A 17,288-nucleotide genomic window follows, 5' to 3' on the forward strand; every position below is an offset into this window, starting at 1 on the left:
CACATCAGGCGAGTTGGCCGGTCCTTCAGCCCTCCGAACCGTCGGCCAGCGAAGCGATCTCCGTCAGGGACAGCTCGAGCACCTCATGGAGGAACCGCACGACCGTCCAGTGCGGCAGGGCGTCCTCGTCGTACGGGCCGAACGCGGCGGTGTACAGGGGGATCCACCGCAGCGCCTCCTCCGCGGCCGTCTCACGCCCCGGCTCCTGCTGGTACGCGTCGTACGAAACGCTCCTGTGGTGGATGAAGTGGCCGCCGGGCAGCCGCTGTTCGCACAGTTCCCGGTACTCCCGGGTCTGCAGGATGAGGTAGTGCCAGACCTCGTCGATGTCCTGCTCGACGGGGAGGAAGAGCCCGGCGAGGCGGTCCGGGTGGCGGGAGACCAGGTAGAGGTAGCGGAGGCACTCGCGGACCTGGTGGGTGATGTACGGGAGGTCCGGGGCGCCGGGCTTCGCCGCGAAGTGCCGTACCACCTCGGCGTGCAGGTCGGTGCCGAGCAGCTCCTCGGCGGTGGGGGCCGGTCCTGTCGTGGCGGGCGGGTGCGGTGCGGAGGTCTGCATGGCGGTTCCTGTCGGTGGTGGTCGTCGCTGGCGTTGCTGTCGTCAGGGGGTGGTCAGCCAGGCGTACTTGCCGGAGCGCCCGATCGGTACGTGGGTGCGGTGCTCCACGAGGCAGGTGCGCCCGGTCAACGCCCCTACGGCCGCGGCCAGTTCGGACGTCTCCGCGGTCGTGAGCGGCTGACCGTCGAAGGTCGTGCACCACAGCGCGCACCGGCCCTCGCCGGTGAGGCGCAGCTGGTGCAGGAAGACCCGGGGCGCGACGGCGGTGACCCGGGCGTCGAGGTCGGCCTGGGCGACGGGGCCTCCGGGCGTGGCAAGCAGCTCCTTCTCGCGGCCGCAGAAGGAGACGATCCGCTCCGGGTCGGGGCTGCCGTCGGCGGTGCGGACGCAGTCGCCTGACCGGTAGCGGACCAGCGGCATGTACGGATTGCGGATGCTGGTGACGATGAGGCTGTGGATGCCGCTGCCCGGCTCCACCGGAATCAGCTCCACGCTCATGTCGTGCAGATAGGGGCGGTAGCGGCCGTCCTCTTCGCTGTAGAAGAGATAGCCCAGTTCCGTGCTGCCGAAGAGGTCGACGATGGGGCAGTCGAAGTGGGTGCGCAGATACGCGCGGACGTTCAGCGGCGTGTACTCGTAGGCGTGGATGATCCCGGCCGGGCGCGGGAAGCGGTCCCACAGGTCCCACTCGGTGACCTTCCTCGCCAGGTGCGCCAGGTGGTAGCCGGAGCAGTCCAGGAGGTACGAGCCCGTGGGGTGCGCGGCGCTCACCTCACGGATTTCGGCGAGCATCCGCCCGACCTCGGCACGGTCCCAGTCGTCCGGGTCAAGGCGGCGGTTGAGGTACAGGGTCCGGTCGTCCAGCCAGCGCTCACCGGGCGTCGTGTCCGGCTTGCGGGCGTTGACGCGGGCGACGTGCTCGGTGGCGAGGACGGTGGTCAGCGAGACCCGCCGCGCCCCCGCGTGCCAGAGCGCGCCGAGCTCGGGGTGCTCGCTCCACAGGCGGTAGTAGGAGCGGAGCAGGAAGTACGGCGGTCGGATGATCTGCATACGGGCGTGGTTGGTCCCGGTGGACAGGACGAACTCGGCATCGCCCGTCTCCAGGGCCTTTTCCAGGCCGGGCGTCATCCAGTTGGCGGGGAAGCCCTCGGCGATCTCGGGCTTCTCCAGGATCGGGAAGTCGCCGCGTTCGACGGAGGCGCGGTAGAGGGGGATGTCCCGGACCTGGTCCAGGACGTCGGCGCTCGGCAGGCGGTTCAAGGGGGGCTCCGGGGCTGGGCGGGACGGGGCAGGGGGCCGGGGCGGGGCGGTGGCCGAGGCTGCTGCCGCCGCCACCGCCCGCCGGGTCAACGGGTCAGGAGATACAGCCGGTCTTGCCGGTGGCGCTGATGCAGCCGCTCTTCGGCGTGGCGCTGATGCAGCCGTCCTTCGCGCCCGCGCCCTGGGCCGAGTTGGCGGCGACCCACTTCTGCCACACGGACTCCTGCGTCATGCGCTTGATGAGCTTCTCCACGGTGAAACCTCCATGGTTGGTCGGCACGCTGTGCCGAGGGGGGTGGGGACACCGGGGGCCGGGCGTCGATGCCCGGTCCCCGGAGCAGGGGGAAACGGTAAGCGGCGGGTGGCGCGAGAGGGCCGTCAGGCCTTGGCCACCGGAAGCGTTTTCATCCGTACGGCTTCCGTGCCGCTGTCGTTGTGCCGCAGCGCCCAGTTCTCCAGCGTCGTGCGGCAGGCGTGGTCCAGGTGGCGGACCTCCGTCAGGTCCAGCTCGATGGGCCGGTCCTGAGGCATGGCTTCCAACGTCTCCAGGATGCGGGGGAGCCGCAGGAACGTGGCGTTCCCGGTGAGGGTCACCACCATCCTGCCGTCGGTCAACTCCCTTACGTCCAGCTGGACATGGGAGGTGTCCCAGGCGGACTTGGCCACCGCGAGCACCAGGCCGAGGACCACGCCCTCGAACATGTTGGTCACCACGATGGCGATCGCCGTGACGGCGAGGACGATCGCCTCGCCGCGGTGGGCGCGGGCCAGCGGGACGATCTCCTTGACGGGGATCAGTTTGCAGCCCGCGTGCACCAGGACACCGGCGAGCGCCGCCAGCGGGATGATGCCGAGCGCGGCGGGCAGGAGCACCGCGAACAGCAGGAGCCACACGCCGTGCAGGATCCGGGAGAGCGGGGTGCGGGCACCGGCCTGGACGTTGGCGGAGCTGCGGACGATGACCGCGGTCATCGGCAGGGCGCCGAGCACGCCGCACACCGTGTTGCCGACGCCCTGAGCGACGAGCTCCTTGTCGTAGTGCGTGCGGGGCCCGTCGTGCATGCGGTCCACGGCAGCCGCGCTGAACAGCGACTCGGCCGACGCGATCAGCGTGAAGGCCAGCACGGTGCCGAGCACGGCCACGCTGCCGAGGTCCGCGAGATCGCCCAGTCCCGGCGGCTGGACGGCGTCCACCATGCCGCGCACCGAGACGTTCGCCACGTCGAGGCCGAAACCGGCGGTCACGGCCGTGGCGAGGGCCACGGCGGCCAGGGGGGCGGGCACGACACGAGCCGCGGAGGGCAGCTTCGGCCACAGCACGAGGACGGCGATCGTGCCGAGTCCGACGGCCGCGGCGGTCAGCGACGTGGTGTCCCCGACGGTGTCGGCGAGCAGCCCTGGCAGGCCGGTGATCTTGTCGACGCCGGAGAGCGGCTGCTTCGCCCCTGCCATGGTGTAGAGCTGGCCGAAGATCAGCACGAGGCCGATGCCCGCCAGCATGCCCTGGACGACGGAGACCGATATCGCGCGGAACCAACGGCCGCAGCGGAGCAGGCCGAGGGCGATCTGGAGCGCGCCGGTGAGCAGCACGATCGCGCCGAGCATGCTGAGCCCGAACTCGCGCACGGCCTCGAAGACGAGCACGGTCAGCCCGGCGGCAGGACCGCTCACCTGCAAGGCGCTGCCCGGCAGACAGCCGACGACCAGGCCGCCGACGATGCCGGTGACCAGGCCCAGTTCGGCCGGTACGCCGGAGGCGACGGCCACACCGACGCAGAGCGGCAGGGCGACGAGGAAGACGACGAGCGAGGCGAGGACGTCCCGGCGCAGCACGCCCGGTTCGCGCAGGGCGCGGAAGGGCTCGCGGAGAGGGGAGAGAGGGGAGGGAATGGACATGAGGGTGGGGGTCCTGTCGTGGGAACGGGCCGGTCAGAGGAGCGCGGCGGCGTTCACAGGGGACTGAACGAGGGGCGGCCGGTGTCCGGCGGCCGGTGGGCGGAGACGGTGCCCGTGTGTACTTCGTAGTACCAGGCGTGCAGGGTGAGGGAGCCGTCGGCGACCCGCTCGCGCACACAGGGGTACGCCCGCAACCTCTCCACCTGCGCAAGCACGTGGGTCTGCACGGCCTCCGACACGTCGGGCGAGGTCGTAGCCAGTGAGCGCAGGGCGTCGTCCGGGGCGACGGAGTGCTCAAGCCAGTCGCGCACGGCCGGGACCGCCGACAGGTCTTCGCGCCGGACCAGCGCGCCCACCGCGCCGCAGTGCGAGTGTCCGCAGACGACGATGTCGCGGACTCCCAGCACGCACACGGCGTACTCGATGGTGGCTGCCTCGCTCATGGGGCCGTCCACGCGGCCGCCGAGTCCGGCCGCGGGGTAGGGCGGGACGACATTGCCCGCCGTGCGGAGTTCGAAGAGCTCGCCGGGGCGTGCTCCGGTGATCAGGGCCGGGACGACACGCGAGTCGGAACACGTGACGAACAGGGCTTCGGGTGACTGTCCGGCTTCGAGGGCCTGGAAGGCCGCTGCGTTCCGGGGGTCCGCCACGTGTGTCGTGGCGAACGAACGGGCGTTGTCGATCAGCGATTTCAAGGTGGCCTGCCTCCTGCGTCGCTCCGGCGGGCCGGGACGCGGTGTGGTCGGGTCGATGGTGACGGCGGGGCGGCACTGGCCCGCCGTGACGGTGGGCGCCTGTCGCCCCGGTGACAGCCTGGAGGGCCGTCGTGACCATCACTTTGCCATCGCATTACCGATGGATGACAGAGCAAAATCTTGCCAAAGAATGAGTAATTACAGCCCCTGAGCTGGGAATTGGTCCATCAATCAACCGTTGGGTAAAGATCGCGGTGCAGATTGTGTGCACGATGTGAAGCAGTTCCGTTCACGATGCGTTGCAGATGCACCGACCCGGCAGCGGGCGCCCGACCGCCCCACCTAGGCTGGCGACGCAGATCAGTCGTGAGCGGTCGGAGAGTGGGGAAGCATGCCGGACACTTCGTTCCAGGGGCAGGTCGTCGACACGGAACCGGCGCCGCACGTGTTCCTCGTCGTCGGCATTCCGGGCTCGGGGAAGAGTTCCGTGTCGGACGGTCTCGCCCGCAGGTTCCCCCTCGGCGCGCACATCGAAGGTGACCACCTCCAGGACCTGATCGTCTCGGGAAACCACCTGCCCAAGCCCGAGGAAGACCTCGAGGCGGACCGCCAACTCCTCCTGCGCGCACGCAACGGAGCCGTCCTCGCCCGCAGCTTCCACGCCGCCGGGGTCGTCCCGGTCATCGACGACGTGGTCGTCCGGCGCGCGCACCTGGAGTTCTACCGGGAGCAGCTGAAGGACCTGCCGCTGCGCCTGATCGTCCTTGCCCCGTCGATCGACGTCGTCTCGCGGCGGCTCACCGCACGGGACAAGGTCCTCGCCGACGACTGGTCGTTCCTCGACGAGGCGATGCGCGGCGAACTCGGGGGAGAGGGCGAGTGGTTCGACAGCTCCGAGCTGTCCCTGGACGAGACGGTCGACGCCATCCTGGCGAACGGCTGACGCATCCGTCCGGCGGCGGACGGAATCCCTGAAGGGACGAGCCATGGCCCCAGAGCTCACGCGCACCACGGTCGGCATCGTCGGCGCGGGCCCGGCGGGCCTCATGCTCTCCCACCTGCTGGCGCGCGGCGGCATCGCATCGGTCGTGGTCGACAACCGCACCCGGGCGCGGATCGAGGGCACCGGCCGGGCGGGAATCCTGGAGGCCGACAGCGTCCGGCTGCTGACCGACACCGGAGTCTCCGACCGCGTGCTGCGCGACGGGCAACGGCACGATGGGATCGAGCTGCGCTTCGAGGGCGCCGGTCACCGGATCGACTTCCGGGGGCTGGTCGGCGAGAGCGTCTGGCTCTACCCGCAGACCGACGTGTTCACCGACCTCGCCGACGCCCGCGAGCGCGACGGCGCGGACGTCCGCTTCGGCATCACGGGAACCCGGGTCGTCGACCTGACGACGGAGCGCCCCGGCATCCTCTTCGACGACGCCGCCGGGCGGCCCCACGAGGTGCGGTGCGACATCCTGGTCGGCGCCGACGGGGCGCACGGCGTGTGCCGGTCCGCGGTGCCCGAGGCATCCCGTACGCACTACTTCCGCGCCTACCCGTTCGCCTGGTTCGGCGTCCTCGTCCAGGCGCCGCCCAGCGCCGCCGAACTCGTCTACACCCACTCCCCGCGGGGCTTCGCGCTCATCAGCCAACGCACCGATTCCGTGCAGCGCATGTACTTCCAGTGCGACCCGGACGAGGATCCGGCGGACTGGTCCGACGACCGGATCTGGGCGGAACTCCAGGCCAGGGTGGAAGGACCGGACGGCTTCTCCCTCAAGGAGGGGCCCGTCACGGACCGCTCGGTGCTGCGGTTCCGCAGCCTGGTGTGCGAGCCGATGCGGTACGGCAGCATGCTCCTGGCCGGGGACGCCGCCCACACCGTCCCGCCCACCGGGGCGAAAGGGCTCAACCTCGCACTGGCCGACGTGCGGGTGCTCGCCGAAGCGGTGGAGAGCGCCGTCCGCGGGCATGACCGCACCGCCCTCGACGCGTACGGCCCCCGGGCCCTGCGCCGCATATGGCGGGCCCAGCACTTCTCCTACTGGATGACGTCGATGCTGCACCGGCTGCCCGACGCCACCGACTTCGACGTGCGCCGCCAGCTCGGCGAGCTGGCCGCCGTGGTGGACTCCGCCGCCGGATCGACGTATCTCGCCGAGGCCTACACGGGATGGCCCGGCTGACCCGGACAGAGCACAGACCGGGCCTCCTCGGCTGCGGCGCCCCGTCCCCTCTGTGAGGATGTCCGAAGATGCTGATCTTCGGCTCGGGGACCAGGAAAGGCGAGGTCAGAGGTATGGCCGCAGAGTACGGCTCCCAACCCCAGGGCTGGCGGCAACCGCCGCAGCCCCCGCCCGGTGCGTCACAGGGCCGGGGCCTCGCCATCGCGGCGCTGGTCCTGGGCATCCTCGCGTGCCTGCTGTTCTGGACGGTCGTGGGCGGCGTCGTGCTGGGGCTGCTCGCCGTGATCCTGGGCATCGTCGCCGCGGTGCGGGCGCGCCGCGGCCGGACCGGCGGCCGGGGAATGGCCGTCGCGGGCGCGATCCTCGGACTGCTCGGACTGCTCGCGTCGGCACTGATCATCGCCCTGGGCGTGTCGATCCTGAACTCGGACTCGGCGCAGACCTTCAAGGAGTGCGTGAAGGACGCCAAATCGAAGGACGACGAGCGTGCCTGCGAGAAGAAGTTCAAGAAGGACTTCGAGAAGGACTGGGACCGGGAAATCGGGAACTAGCCGTTCCGTCCTTCCCGGCCCATGCCGCACCGTGGATCAGGGACAGCGGATCAGGGGTAGGAGACCACCGTCGAAGGCACGGTCGAGCTGCCCGACGTGGCGGCGCCGGTGTCGTTGATGACGTGCTCGTACTGCCCCTTGCCCCCGAGTGACACGACCAGGAGGTTGTGGAACTTGACCCCGGACGTCTTCGGGGCGGCGAAGCCGTGGTCCTGGCGGATCGAGGGGTCCGAGGTGTAGTTGCAGTAGCTGCCCATGCCCCAGCCCTCGTGGGACGTCACGGAGCTGTCGACCTTGTAGGCGGCGAAGCCCTTGACGTTCCCGTCCTGGATCGCCGCCTGGTTGGGCGCGTCGTACGCCTTCTCGTTCTGGTAGAAGATCGTGCGCCCCCGCTGGCCGGACCACCGCACGTCGTACTTGTTGAAGTGCTCCACGAACAGGCCGGTCGCCAGGACGTCGTCACCGCGGACATGCACGCCGATGTCCGCGCGGTTGGTCTCCCAGCCCACTCCGGCGCCGTGGTCGGCGCGCCACACCCAGGTGTGGTCGATGATGGTGTGGCGGCTGTTGACCTCCATGCTGAGCGTGGCCTTGCCGGGTCCTGCGCCGCCGATCCTGATGAAGACGTCCTGGACGGTGATCGGGTTGGCGGAGTGGTCCCTGTTGGAACCCTGCGGCCCGACCTGGAGCAGCACGGGGGAGTTGACCGGCCCGGCGTCGATGAGGAATCCGGCGAGCCGCACCCCGTCCACGTCGGCGACCTTCATGGCGGATGCGCCGCCGTCGGGCACGATCGTGGCGTAGCCGAGCCCGAGCACGACGGTGTTGGCGCGGTTCACCTCGATGGCGCGGTCGACGTGGTAGATGCCGGGCGTCAGCAGGAGGTGGAGACCCTGGGCGAGGGCCGCGTTCATCGTGGCGGCGCTGGTGCCGGGCTTGGCGACGTAGAACTGGGTGAGCGGCAGCGACGTACCGCGAGGAGTGCCGTTGCCCCAGGTCGTGCCGCGCGCGTTGGTCCGCTTCTCCGGCAGAAAGACCCGGTAGTCCGCGCCGTCGAGGTACAGGAAGGGCTTCTCGCGCGAGATCGGTGTGGTCTCCAGAGTGGTGTACGGGGGGTTCGGGAAGCTCTGCCCCGGCGCGCCCTGGACTCCGGAGAACACCATGTTCCAGACGGCGTTGAGCCAGCCGCCCACGGAGCTGTCGCGGGTGTACCACTGCTGCTGCGAGTACGGGCCGACGCTGCCGTCGATCCTGCTGTCCGCGATGTAGCCGCCGCTGGCCCAGCCGTAGCCGTTGGGCGCCAGGTTGAGCCCGCCCCTGATGTGCATCCGGCGGAAGGGGGCCGCCTGCGCCACGGCCCACCGGTTGGTGCCGTTGACCGGGGTGAGGGCCAGATTTTCCGCCGAACGCCAGAAGTTCTGCGTGGCGTTGCCGTTGAACCAGCCCGCGTCGACGGTCACGTCACCGTTGATCGACGTGTCGTCGGGGGAGAGGCCGAGGCCCGCGATCGAGGTGTAGAAGCCGAGTTGGGCGTTGAGCCCGTGGTACGTGCCCGGCTTGAACAGCAGCGCGTAGCGCCCGGTGCCGAACTGGGCGCTCTCCTGCTGCTTGAAGATCTCGTCGAGTCTGGCCTGGATGCCGGATGTGGAGGGCGAGAAGACGATCACGTTGGGCCCGAGGTCGCCGCCGCCGGGCAGGGCGGCGGAAGTCCGTGCCGTTGCTGTTGCCGTTGCCGTTGCCGGGGTGGCGGTGGCGGCGAGGCCTGCACCGGCGGCCGACGCGGCGATGGCGCCCAGAACGGTGCGGCGTGTGGGGGTGGTTGGCATGGGGCTCTCCTGTTTCAGGAAGTGAACGATCAGGGGCCGAGGGAGCGCTCTCTTGACCGGGAATAGTTCATCCGAGTGAGGGGCGCGTCAAGAGGTAGCTCTGTAGTTGCCGGTGTTGTCCCTGATGGCACATCAAAAAACTGCTGCACAGACCCAGTTGTCGCACGGGTTCCACGGCGTGCGGTGCCTGCGAGGGGTGAGTGGTGCCGTGGTGCGGGGGTGGCTCGGAAGCGTTCACTTTCTATTGACACGCTCGCGCCAGGGCCGCAACACTCCGAATCGGGAGAGCGCTCTCCCGCTCTCTCTCCATCCCTCTCAACCCCTCTCAACCCCTCTCAACCCCTCTCAACCCCTCTCAACCCCTCCCGATCCATTCCCGACCGACTCGGCAGGAGGTCTCCATGGCACGGAGATCGAAGATCGTTTCAGGGTTACTGATATCCGGCGCGCTCCTGGTCACCTCGCTGGGGGTGGGCGGCATGGCGGCGGGTGCGGACTCCGCCTCAACCCCCGTCTCCGCCCCGGCCCCCGTCTCCGCCCACCACCAGGGCCACACGATGGCGCCCTCCACAGTCGCCGCCGCGGAGGACCGCGACGGCGACGGCACCATCCCGGCGACGTCGCCGGTCACCGGGGCGCGGCCGTCGGTGAAGGCGCCGCCCCACCGCTACTTCCACGAGTTCCAGGCCAACTGCTCGGTGACGCATAGCAGGCCGGACGACCCGATCGTCTATCCGGGCCAGCCGGGCAAGTCCCACGACCACACGTTCATGGGCAACAGGACGACGGACGCGCACAGCACCACGGACTCCCTGAAGCGGGGGAACACCGCGTGCAAGGCTCCCGGTGACAAGTCGGCGTACTGGATGCCCACCCTCCTGAAGAACGGGGGGCCGGTCCTTCCGGTGGGCCCGCAGGTCATCTACTACAAGTCGGGCGTCACCGACTACACCAGCGTCCGCCCGTTCCCGGAGGGGCTGCGTTACGTCGTCGGCAGCCCGATGCAGAGCGCCGAGGAGTTCCGGCGCCACCCGGGCTTCGTCGAGGGCTGGGAGTGCGGCGAGAGCTACTTCAACGTCGACATCCCCAAGAACTGCCCGACCTCGGCGGACACCCAGCTCAACATCCGCTTCCAGGCGCCCAGTTGCTGGGACGGCAAGAACCTCGACACGCCGGACCACCAGAGCCACATGTCGTACCCGACGGTGAAGGCGGGGACGAACGACAACGTCTGCCCGACGTCCCACCCGGTGGCGCTGCCGATGATCGAGTTCAAGATGGCGTTCCCCGTCAACGGTGATCTGTCGAAGGTGAAACTGGCGAGCGGTGAGGGCCACTCGTTCCACTACGACTTCTTCAACGCCTGGGACCCGGCGACCCTCAAGGCCCTCGTCGATCACTGTGTCGTCGGCGGGCTGCAGTGCAACGCCCGCGGATACGACGAGACCCACCCCGAGGCGGGCGCCGCGCTCGACGAGAACTACGAACTGCCCTGACCGCCCCTCCCTTCCGAGGCATCCGGCCCGGCGCGGTGAGCGCCGGGCCCATCCCCCCTCCTGTACGACCCCACCCCCAGCCCCACAGGAGATCCCGCATGCCCACAGTCCGCACACCCCGTCCGCCGACGAGACGGCGCCTGGCCGTACCGCTCACGGTCGCCCTGCTCGCCTCCGGCGCCCTCGCCCTGCCCGCCCAGCAGGCCACCGCCGCCGGGAACGTGGTGAAGGTGACCGGCTCGCAGGGCAACTGGCAGCTGTCGGTGAACGGTTCCCCCTACCAGATCAAGGGCCTGACCTGGGGGCCGAGCGTCGCCGACGCCGACAAGTACATGCCCGACGTCAAGTCCATGGGCGTCAACACCATCCGGACCTGGGGCACCGACGCATCCAGCAAGCCGCTGTTCGACTCGGCCGCCGCCCACGGCGTCAAGGTCATCGCGGGCTTCTGGCTGCAGCCGGGCGGCGGCCCCGGCAGCGGCGGCTGCGTCAACTACCTGACCGACAGCACGTACAAGAACCAGATGCTCGAAGAGTTCCCCAAGTGGGTGCAGACCTACAAGGACCATCCCGGCGTCCTGATGTGGAACGTCGGCAACGAGTCGGTGCTCGGGCTGCAGAACTGCTACACCGGCGCGGAGCTCGAGCGCCAGCGCGACGCCTACACCACCTTCGTCAACGACATCACGAAGAAGATCCACGCCGTCGACCCCGGCCACCCCGTCACCTCGACCGACGCGTGGACCGGCGCGTGGCCGTACTACAAGAAGAACGCCCCCGACCTCGACCTGTACGCCGTGAACTCCTACAACGCGGTGTGCGACATCAAGTCCACCTGGGAGCAGGGCGGTTACACCAAGCCGTACATCGTCACCGAGACCGGCCCCGCAGGGGAGTGGGAGGTGCCGGACGACGCCAACGGCGTACCGGAAGAGCCGACCGACCGGGCCAAGGCCGAGGGGTACACCAAGGCCTGGAACTGCGTCACCGGCCACAAGGGCGTCGCGCTGGGCGCCACGATGTTCCACTACGGGACCGAGTACGACTTCGGCGGCATCTGGTTCAACCTCCTGCCCGCGGGCCAGAAGCGGCTCGCGTACCACGCCGTGAAGAAGGCGTACGGCGCGGACACCTCCCGGGACAACACCCCGCCCGTCATCTCCGGGATGACCGTCGAGGGCGACGCGTCCAAGGTCCCTGCGGGCGGCGCGCTCACCCTGACCACGAAGGCGGCAGACCCCGACGGGGACGCGCTGAGCTACGAAGTCCTCGCCAACAGCATGTACATCGACAAGGACAAGAACCTCACGCCCCTGCGCCACACCGACGAGGGCAACGGCCGTCTGAAGGTCACCGCGCCGGACCGTACGGGCGTGTGGAAGATCTACGTCAAGGTCACCGACGGCAAGGGCAACGTGGGCGTCGAGACGCGCTCGGTGCGTGTGGTGGCCCCGCCGGTCGGCGGCACGAACATCGCCCTCGGCAGGACGGCGAAGGCCTCCTCACAGCAGGCCGGGGGCGGTGACTGCCCCTGCACCGCCGCGGGCGCCGTCGACGGAAAGGTCACCACCCGCTGGGCCAGTGACTGGAGCGACCCCCAGTGGCTGCAGGTCGACCTCGGCTCCGGCCAGTCGTTCAAGCACGTGCAGCTCAACTGGGAGACGTCGTACGCGAAGGTCTACACGATCCAGACCTCCGACGACGGACAGAACTGGCGGACCGTCCACGAGGTGAAGGACGGCAACGGCGGCATCGACGACTTCGACGTCAACGGCACCGGCCGCTACGTCCGCGTCCACGGCACCGCCCGCGGCACCGGATGGGGCTACTCGCTCTACGAGTTCGGCGTCTACCGGTGAATCCGGTGTCCACCGCCGACGGCGGCCGCGTGACGGGAGAGCGCTCTATCACCTTGCTGTGCAGGGAAGTTAGAGTGCACGCATGGAGAGACAGTCGCTGACGCTCGAGGACGTGGCACGGGAGGCGGGGGTCTCCCGTGCCACGGTGTCCCGGGTGATCAACGGAGTGCGCAACGTAGACCCGGCCATCCGGGACGTGGTGCGCGAGGCGATCGAACGCACCGGATACGCACCCAACCGCGCGGCACGCTCCCTGGTCACCCGGCGCACGGAAACCATCGCCCTGGTCATCTCGGGCGCGGGCGAGGAGAGCGACGACGGCCGAACCGATGGCCGCGATGACGAAGGCCGTCCCGGCGACGGCGTGCAGAACGCCTTCGCGGCCCGGGTGTTCGCCGACCCGTTCTTCGGCAGGGTGATCAGCGGCGTGGTCGGATTCCTGCGGCCGCGGTCGATGCACCCGGTCCTGATGGTCGCCGAGAGCGCGGCGGCCAGGAAACAGGTGACGGAGTTCCTGAGGCAGGGCAGCGCCGACGGAGCCCTCGTGGTCTCCACGCACGCGGAGGATCCGCTGCCGTCGCAGCTCGTCGCCGAGGGGCTGCCCGCCGTGTGCTTCGCACGGCCCGCGCTGCCCGTCCCGATCAGTTACGTCGACCTGGCCCACCGCGAGGGCGGACGGCTGGCCGCGGAGCATCTCCTCGCGCGCGGCCGACGGCGCCTTGCGACCGTCACGGGACCACTGGACCTGCCCGCAGGACAGGAGCGGCTCGCCGGTTTCCGGGAGGCGCTGGAGCGTGCCGGGACGGCGTACGTGCCGATGGCGGAGGGGGCCTTCACCCGGGAGAGCGGCGCCGGTGCGATGGCCGGGCTGCTGGCCGACCACCCCGATCTGGACGGGGTGTTCGTGGCCAACGACCTCATGGCGCAGGGCGTGTGCGAGCTGCTGCGCGAGCGGGGCGGGCAGGTGCCGCAGCAGGTGGCGGTGGTCGGCTTCGACGACTCCAGCGTGGCGCTCACCTGCCGTCCGCCGCTCACCACCGTCCGCCAGCCGGTGGAGGAGATGGCGGCGGCCATGGCGCGGCTGCTCCAGGAACACGTCCAGGGCGTCCGGACGGAGCCGACGTCGCTGATCTTCGAGCCGGAGCTTGTGGTGCGGGATTCGACATGAATCCCGGGTGTGTATCCCTCTTGGAGGTGGGCAGGCGATCAGTGCAGGGGTGACATCCTGCGGGAGTCGCTGACCGGTCAGTGGGCGGCTCCACCTCCGAGCTGAGCGGCCGCGCACCTTCGTGGGACAGGGAGGCGCGGCCGCTCACGCGTTCCGCTCGCGGTGCGGGCGGAACGGTGGAGCGGGCCGGTGATGACACAGGCTCTCAGCGCGTCGCCCACGCCAGAACGCCGCCGAGGACGAACAGCAGACACATGGCGATGTTGGTCCGCTTGTAGGCGACGAGGACGGCCACGAACTCGCGGATCGTCGCGTTGGGCCAGAAGTACGCCGCCGTGGTCGAGCCGACCACCTGCCCCTTGACCCCGGCCCGGCGGGCCATGAGCGCCGCGCGGAAGGCGTGGTAGTTGTTCGTGACGACGACACACCGGTAGCCGGAACCGGTCTTCTCCATGATCGCCTTGCTGAACCGCAGGTTCTCGTCCGTCGTCGTCGACCGGTCCTCCCGCTCGATCAGATCCGCGGGGAAGCCGCGCTCCACCAGGTAGTCGGCCATCGCGTGGGATTCCGGCACGTCCTCGTCCGGCCCCTGCCCGCCGGAGGCGATGAGCAGCGGGGACCCGCCGTTCCTGCTGAGCTGCGCGTGCACCTCCCGGGCCCGCTCGAGGCGGCTGGCGAGCAGCGGCGGCACCGTGGACCCGCCGAGGAGACCGGAGCCCAGGACGACCACGTAGTCGGCCTTGCGGCGAATGCGCATGCGGCCGTAGAGGAACGCGTACACGACGAAGCTCAGGAACAGGAACGAGAGGTAGCAGGCGAGGCCGAGCGCCGCCGTGCCCACTCCGATCAGCACCGGCGTCCGCAGCACGGCCGCCGTGACCGCCAGGGCCACGACGCCGATGATGCACAACGCGCCCATCAGCGACAGCAGGTTGGAGGGGCTCCTGCCCTCCTTCCGCACCATCTGCAGTCCGTTGAGGAAGAGCAGCCCCACGAGGACGAGGATGCCCACGGCTCCCAGCGCGAGCAGCGTGGCGGCGATGACGAGCCCGGTCGTGGAGCCGGACGAGATCAGTTGGTACATCCAGGCCGCGAGGCCGCAGAGCGCGGCGAGGCCGAGGATGACCGCGTTGCCGAACCGGCGGCGCTCGCGCACCATCCGCCAACAGAAGACGAGGAAGAGGAGGGCCGCCGGGGCGTAGAGCAACATCCGCCCAGATTAGGGGGCGGTGCAGAGGTCAGCGGACGACGTCGAACACGTTCTTCTGCAGGCCGTTGGCGTAGGCCTCGTGTTCGACGAGCCGCAGCTTCTGCATGTCCTTGTCGGTGTCGCTGAACAGGCGTTTGCCCGCGCCGAGAAGCAGGGGGAAGACGAGCAGGTGGTAGCGGTCGATCAGCCCGGCGTCCGAGAGGCTCCGGTTGAGGGAGGCACTGCCGTGGACGATGATCGGGCCGCCCGCGGTCTCCTTCAGCGCGGCGACGTCGTCGAGCGAGCGCAGGATCGTGGTCTCGCCCCAGTTGTCGACGAGGTCGCCCTCGCCGAGGGTGGTGGAGACGACGTACTTCGGCATCACCTTGTAGCCCGCGAAGTCCGCCATGTCCGGCCAGACGGGGCTGAACGCCTCGTAACTGACGCGGCCCATCATCAGCGCGGCGGCCTCCTGCTGCTCCCGGCCCTTGATCTCGAACGCCTCCGGGAGGAACTCGATGTCCTTGAAGGTCCACCCGGAGTTCCGGTAGCCGGGTTCACCGCCCGGGGCCTCCACGACTCCGTCGAGCGACACGAAGGCGGTGCTGATCAGGGTGCGCATCTGAGTTCTCCCGAAGGTCTTCTTGGGCGTGCGTGACTGCGGCAACTATCGCTGAGGACCGCGTCACCGCAGCCCGCACCACTGAAGACCGGACGATGCGGCAGAACTCATCGGTCGTACGGCTGTCGGATTCAGCGGTGGCCGCCGCGCAGCCGGGAGAGGAGGGAGCGGGCCTGCGCGCGCTTGCGCGGGTCGGCCGCGGCCCGGCGCGCCGACTCGACGGTCCTTCGGCCCTGTGGTGTGCGGCTGTAGGCCCTGATGCGTGCGAGCAGTCCGGCCATGGGTTCCTCCTGAGGTCGCACCGCCGTCGCGGCGGGTGAGCTGTCCGTTGCTGTTCCCGTACCCGGCGCGGCCCCGGTGATGCGGCTTGACTGACCTCGTACTTTACGGGCAGTCGAAGGGCATGGCTGTTCTCAGGAAATGTGCACGCCCCATGCTCGCCTCCGTCTTCGTCACGGGCGGTCTTGGGACCCTTCGTGACCCGCAGCGCGTGGCGCCCGCCGCCGAGCCCCTGGTCGCTCCCGTCGCCTCCCGGATTCCCTGGCTCACGGAGGATCCCGAGCGGCTGGTGCGCATCAACGGCGCGGTGCAGCTCGGCGCGGGTCTGATGCTGGCGACCGGACGCGTGCCGCGCGTCGCCGCCCTCGCGCTCGCCGGGACGCTGGTGCCGACGACCCTTGCCGGGCACGCCTGGTGGAAGGAGAAGGACCCGGAGCGGCGGGCTGCCCAGCGCACTCAGTTCATCAAGAACGTCTCGCTGCTGGGCGGACTCCTGATAGCGGCGGCCGACACCCACGGCAAGCCGTCCGTCGCCTACCGCACCCGTACCGCGGCCGCGTCCGGCCGACGGGCGGCCAGGCGCACCAGGCGCGACGCCACGCGCGCGTTGAACGGAGTGGCGGAGGATGCGGCGGGGGCGGTCCGCTCGATGTCCGACAGTGCGCAGCACGCTGTCGCACGGCATCTGTGAGGCTTGGGGTAGGGGGTTGAGGTATTCGGCGCGGGGGCGAACGCGTTGAGGTCGTGAAAGGTTCAGACCTCTGTTGTGCAAGCGCTTGCTGTAGTCGCGGGCCGGTGGCACCCTCGTGGCGGCTCCCCCCCCTAGCCGCCCCCCACCTCGCAGGAGCAAGCCGTGAACCGGACCGGGAAGACCCTCACCTCAGCAGGCGGCATCATCGTGGCCGTCCTTGCGGCCTGGGCCGTCGCCGCCCCTGAATCCATCGGCGTCTCGGCGGCCCCCGCCGGTCGGACGGACGCCAAGGGCGCAAAGAGTGCTGAGAGCGCAAAGGGTGGCGAGAGCGCCAAGGGTGCCAAAGGTGCCGACAGTGCCAAGAGCGTGCTGTGGGACGGAGACGCGTCGAACGGCCTCGACGTCTTCGGGACCACGCTGTGCGACGCGCCCGGAAGCGTCACCGTCGACAACTGGGGCACGGCCCGCGGCGACTTCTTCAAGTTCAACAAGCCCATCGGCGTGCCGCGCTGCGAGGCGCACAACGTGCGGACCGGGAGCGGTGAGTACGCCTTCCGCAACGACAGCACGTACTGGTTCGGCTGGGACTCGATGACCAAGACGGGCGACGCGCAGACCGTCTTCCAGTGGAAGTCGAACGGCACCAACGACCAGCACAGCCAGAACTACCCCGTGATCATGAAGGTGGAGGACGGCAAGCTGAAGGTCTGGTACGTCGCTCCCGGCGAGGAGTGGATACCCATCGGCTCGGCCGCGTGGTCGTCCGGCGCCTGGCACTCGGTCCAACTCGGCATCACCACGAGCTCCGGCAGCTCCGGGAAGCTCTCGGTCTATATGGACGGCCAGGAGATCGCCTCCCGCTCGGGCGCCCGCACCTGGGACGACCTCGGCAACAAGCCGCGGTGGGGCACCTATTGGGGCACCGACGCGAGCACGGCATCCATCAACTGGATCGACGGCCTGGCCATGGGGGAGTCCCGGGCCGACGTCGACTGACCCCGCGGTGGCCGCGCCGGTGCGCGG

17 protein-coding genes are annotated in these 17,288 nt (G+C 69.9%); 8 read left to right on the forward strand and 9 right to left on the reverse strand.

What is annotated here, in order from left to right; genetic code table 11:
• Positions 1–25: 25 nt before the first annotated feature.
• From AC068B_RS20470 to AC068B_RS20490, 5 genes are all read right to left on the reverse strand, one after another.
• On the reverse strand, positions 26–559 hold the full coding sequence (locus tag AC068B_RS20470; RefSeq protein ID WP_478673031.1) for a glycine-rich domain-containing protein: 534 nt from the start codon (positions 557–559) through the stop codon (positions 26–28).
• A gap of 42 nt (positions 560–601) precedes the next feature.
• Positions 602–1,819, reverse strand: coding sequence for a hypothetical protein (locus AC068B_RS20475; protein ID WP_478673032.1), 1,218 nt, complete (start codon positions 1,817–1,819; stop codon positions 602–604).
• Positions 1,820–1,913: 94 nt separating this feature from the next.
• The gene (locus AC068B_RS20480) at positions 1,914–2,072 is read right to left on the reverse strand and encodes a hypothetical protein (protein WP_478673034.1); all 159 of its coding nucleotides are present in this window, start codon (positions 2,070–2,072) and stop codon (positions 1,914–1,916) included.
• 125 nt (positions 2,073–2,197) lie between these two features.
• A complete protein-coding gene (locus AC068B_RS20485) occupies positions 2,198–3,715 on the reverse strand; it encodes a SulP family inorganic anion transporter (RefSeq protein ID WP_478673036.1) in 1,518 nt (505 codons plus the stop codon).
• 53 nt (positions 3,716–3,768) lie between these two features.
• Entirely contained in the window at positions 3,769–4,410 is a 642-nt protein-coding gene (locus AC068B_RS20490; protein WP_478673038.1) for a carbonic anhydrase, read from the reverse strand.
• Between the two features lie 391 nt (positions 4,411–4,801).
• Between AC068B_RS20490 and AC068B_RS20495 the strand changes: the two genes are divergently transcribed.
• From AC068B_RS20495 to AC068B_RS20505, 3 genes are all read left to right on the forward strand, one after another.
• On the forward strand, positions 4,802–5,353 hold the full coding sequence (locus AC068B_RS20495; protein WP_478673039.1) for an AAA family ATPase: 552 nt from the start codon (positions 4,802–4,804) through the stop codon (positions 5,351–5,353).
• Positions 5,354–5,396: 43 nt separating this feature from the next.
• Positions 5,397–6,584 carry a 4-hydroxybenzoate 3-monooxygenase gene (locus AC068B_RS20500; protein WP_478673041.1) on the forward strand — a complete coding sequence of 396 codons (1,188 nt, stop codon included), beginning with the start codon at positions 5,397–5,399 and terminating at the stop codon, positions 6,582–6,584.
• A 113-nt stretch (positions 6,585–6,697) separates the two neighbouring features.
• The gene (locus tag AC068B_RS20505) at positions 6,698–7,135 is read left to right on the forward strand and encodes a DUF4190 domain-containing protein (protein WP_478673043.1); all 438 of its coding nucleotides are present in this window, start codon (positions 6,698–6,700) and stop codon (positions 7,133–7,135) included.
• Positions 7,136–7,185: 50 nt separating this feature from the next.
• On the opposite strand, the gene AC068B_RS20510 is transcribed toward AC068B_RS20505, so the two are convergent.
• Positions 7,186–8,961 carry a coagulation factor 5/8 type domain-containing protein gene (locus tag AC068B_RS20510; protein ID WP_478673044.1) on the reverse strand — a complete coding sequence of 592 codons (1,776 nt, stop codon included), beginning with the start codon at positions 8,959–8,961 and terminating at the stop codon, positions 7,186–7,188.
• A 401-nt stretch (positions 8,962–9,362) separates the two neighbouring features.
• Here AC068B_RS20510 and AC068B_RS20515 point away from each other — a divergent pair, with 401 nt between their 5' ends.
• From AC068B_RS20515 to AC068B_RS20525, 3 genes are all read left to right on the forward strand, one after another.
• A complete protein-coding gene (locus AC068B_RS20515; RefSeq protein WP_478673046.1) occupies positions 9,363–10,457 on the forward strand; it encodes a DUF1996 domain-containing protein in 1,095 nt (364 codons plus the stop codon).
• 98 nt (positions 10,458–10,555) lie between these two features.
• Positions 10,556–12,316, forward strand: coding sequence for a discoidin domain-containing protein (locus AC068B_RS20520; RefSeq protein WP_478673047.1), 1,761 nt, complete (start codon positions 10,556–10,558; stop codon positions 12,314–12,316).
• Between the two features lie 82 nt (positions 12,317–12,398).
• Positions 12,399–13,484, forward strand: a complete 1,086-nt coding sequence (locus AC068B_RS20525) for a LacI family DNA-binding transcriptional regulator (protein WP_478673048.1) — start codon at positions 12,399–12,401, stop codon at positions 13,482–13,484.
• Between the two features lie 205 nt (positions 13,485–13,689).
• On the opposite strand, the gene AC068B_RS20530 is transcribed toward AC068B_RS20525, so the two are convergent.
• The 3 genes from AC068B_RS20530 to AC068B_RS20540 all read right to left on the reverse strand — a co-directional run bounded on the left by AC068B_RS20530 (position 13,690) and on the right by AC068B_RS20540 (position 15,576).
• On the reverse strand, positions 13,690–14,694 hold the full coding sequence (locus AC068B_RS20530; RefSeq protein WP_356253263.1) for a YdcF family protein: 1,005 nt from the start codon (positions 14,692–14,694) through the stop codon (positions 13,690–13,692).
• 28 nt (positions 14,695–14,722) lie between these two features.
• Positions 14,723–15,295 carry a dihydrofolate reductase family protein gene (locus AC068B_RS20535; RefSeq protein ID WP_478673050.1) on the reverse strand — a complete coding sequence of 191 codons (573 nt, stop codon included), beginning with the start codon at positions 15,293–15,295 and terminating at the stop codon, positions 14,723–14,725.
• A gap of 131 nt (positions 15,296–15,426) precedes the next feature.
• Positions 15,427–15,576, reverse strand: a complete 150-nt coding sequence (locus tag AC068B_RS20540) for a hypothetical protein (RefSeq protein ID WP_478673052.1) — start codon at positions 15,574–15,576, stop codon at positions 15,427–15,429.
• 122 nt (positions 15,577–15,698) lie between these two features.
• On the opposite strand from AC068B_RS20540, the gene AC068B_RS20545 reads away from it, so the two are divergent.
• A complete protein-coding gene (locus AC068B_RS20545) occupies positions 15,699–16,265 on the forward strand; it encodes a DoxX family protein (protein ID WP_478673054.1) in 567 nt (188 codons plus the stop codon).
• 162 nt (positions 16,266–16,427) lie between these two features.
• Positions 16,428–17,261: a heparin lyase I family protein gene (locus tag AC068B_RS20550; protein ID WP_478673056.1), complete on the forward strand. Its 834-nt coding sequence runs from the start codon at positions 16,428–16,430 to the stop codon at positions 17,259–17,261.
• Positions 17,262–17,288 lie beyond the last annotated feature (27 nt).

It is taken from the genome of Streptomyces sp. NPDC042371 (assembly GCF_056437465.1).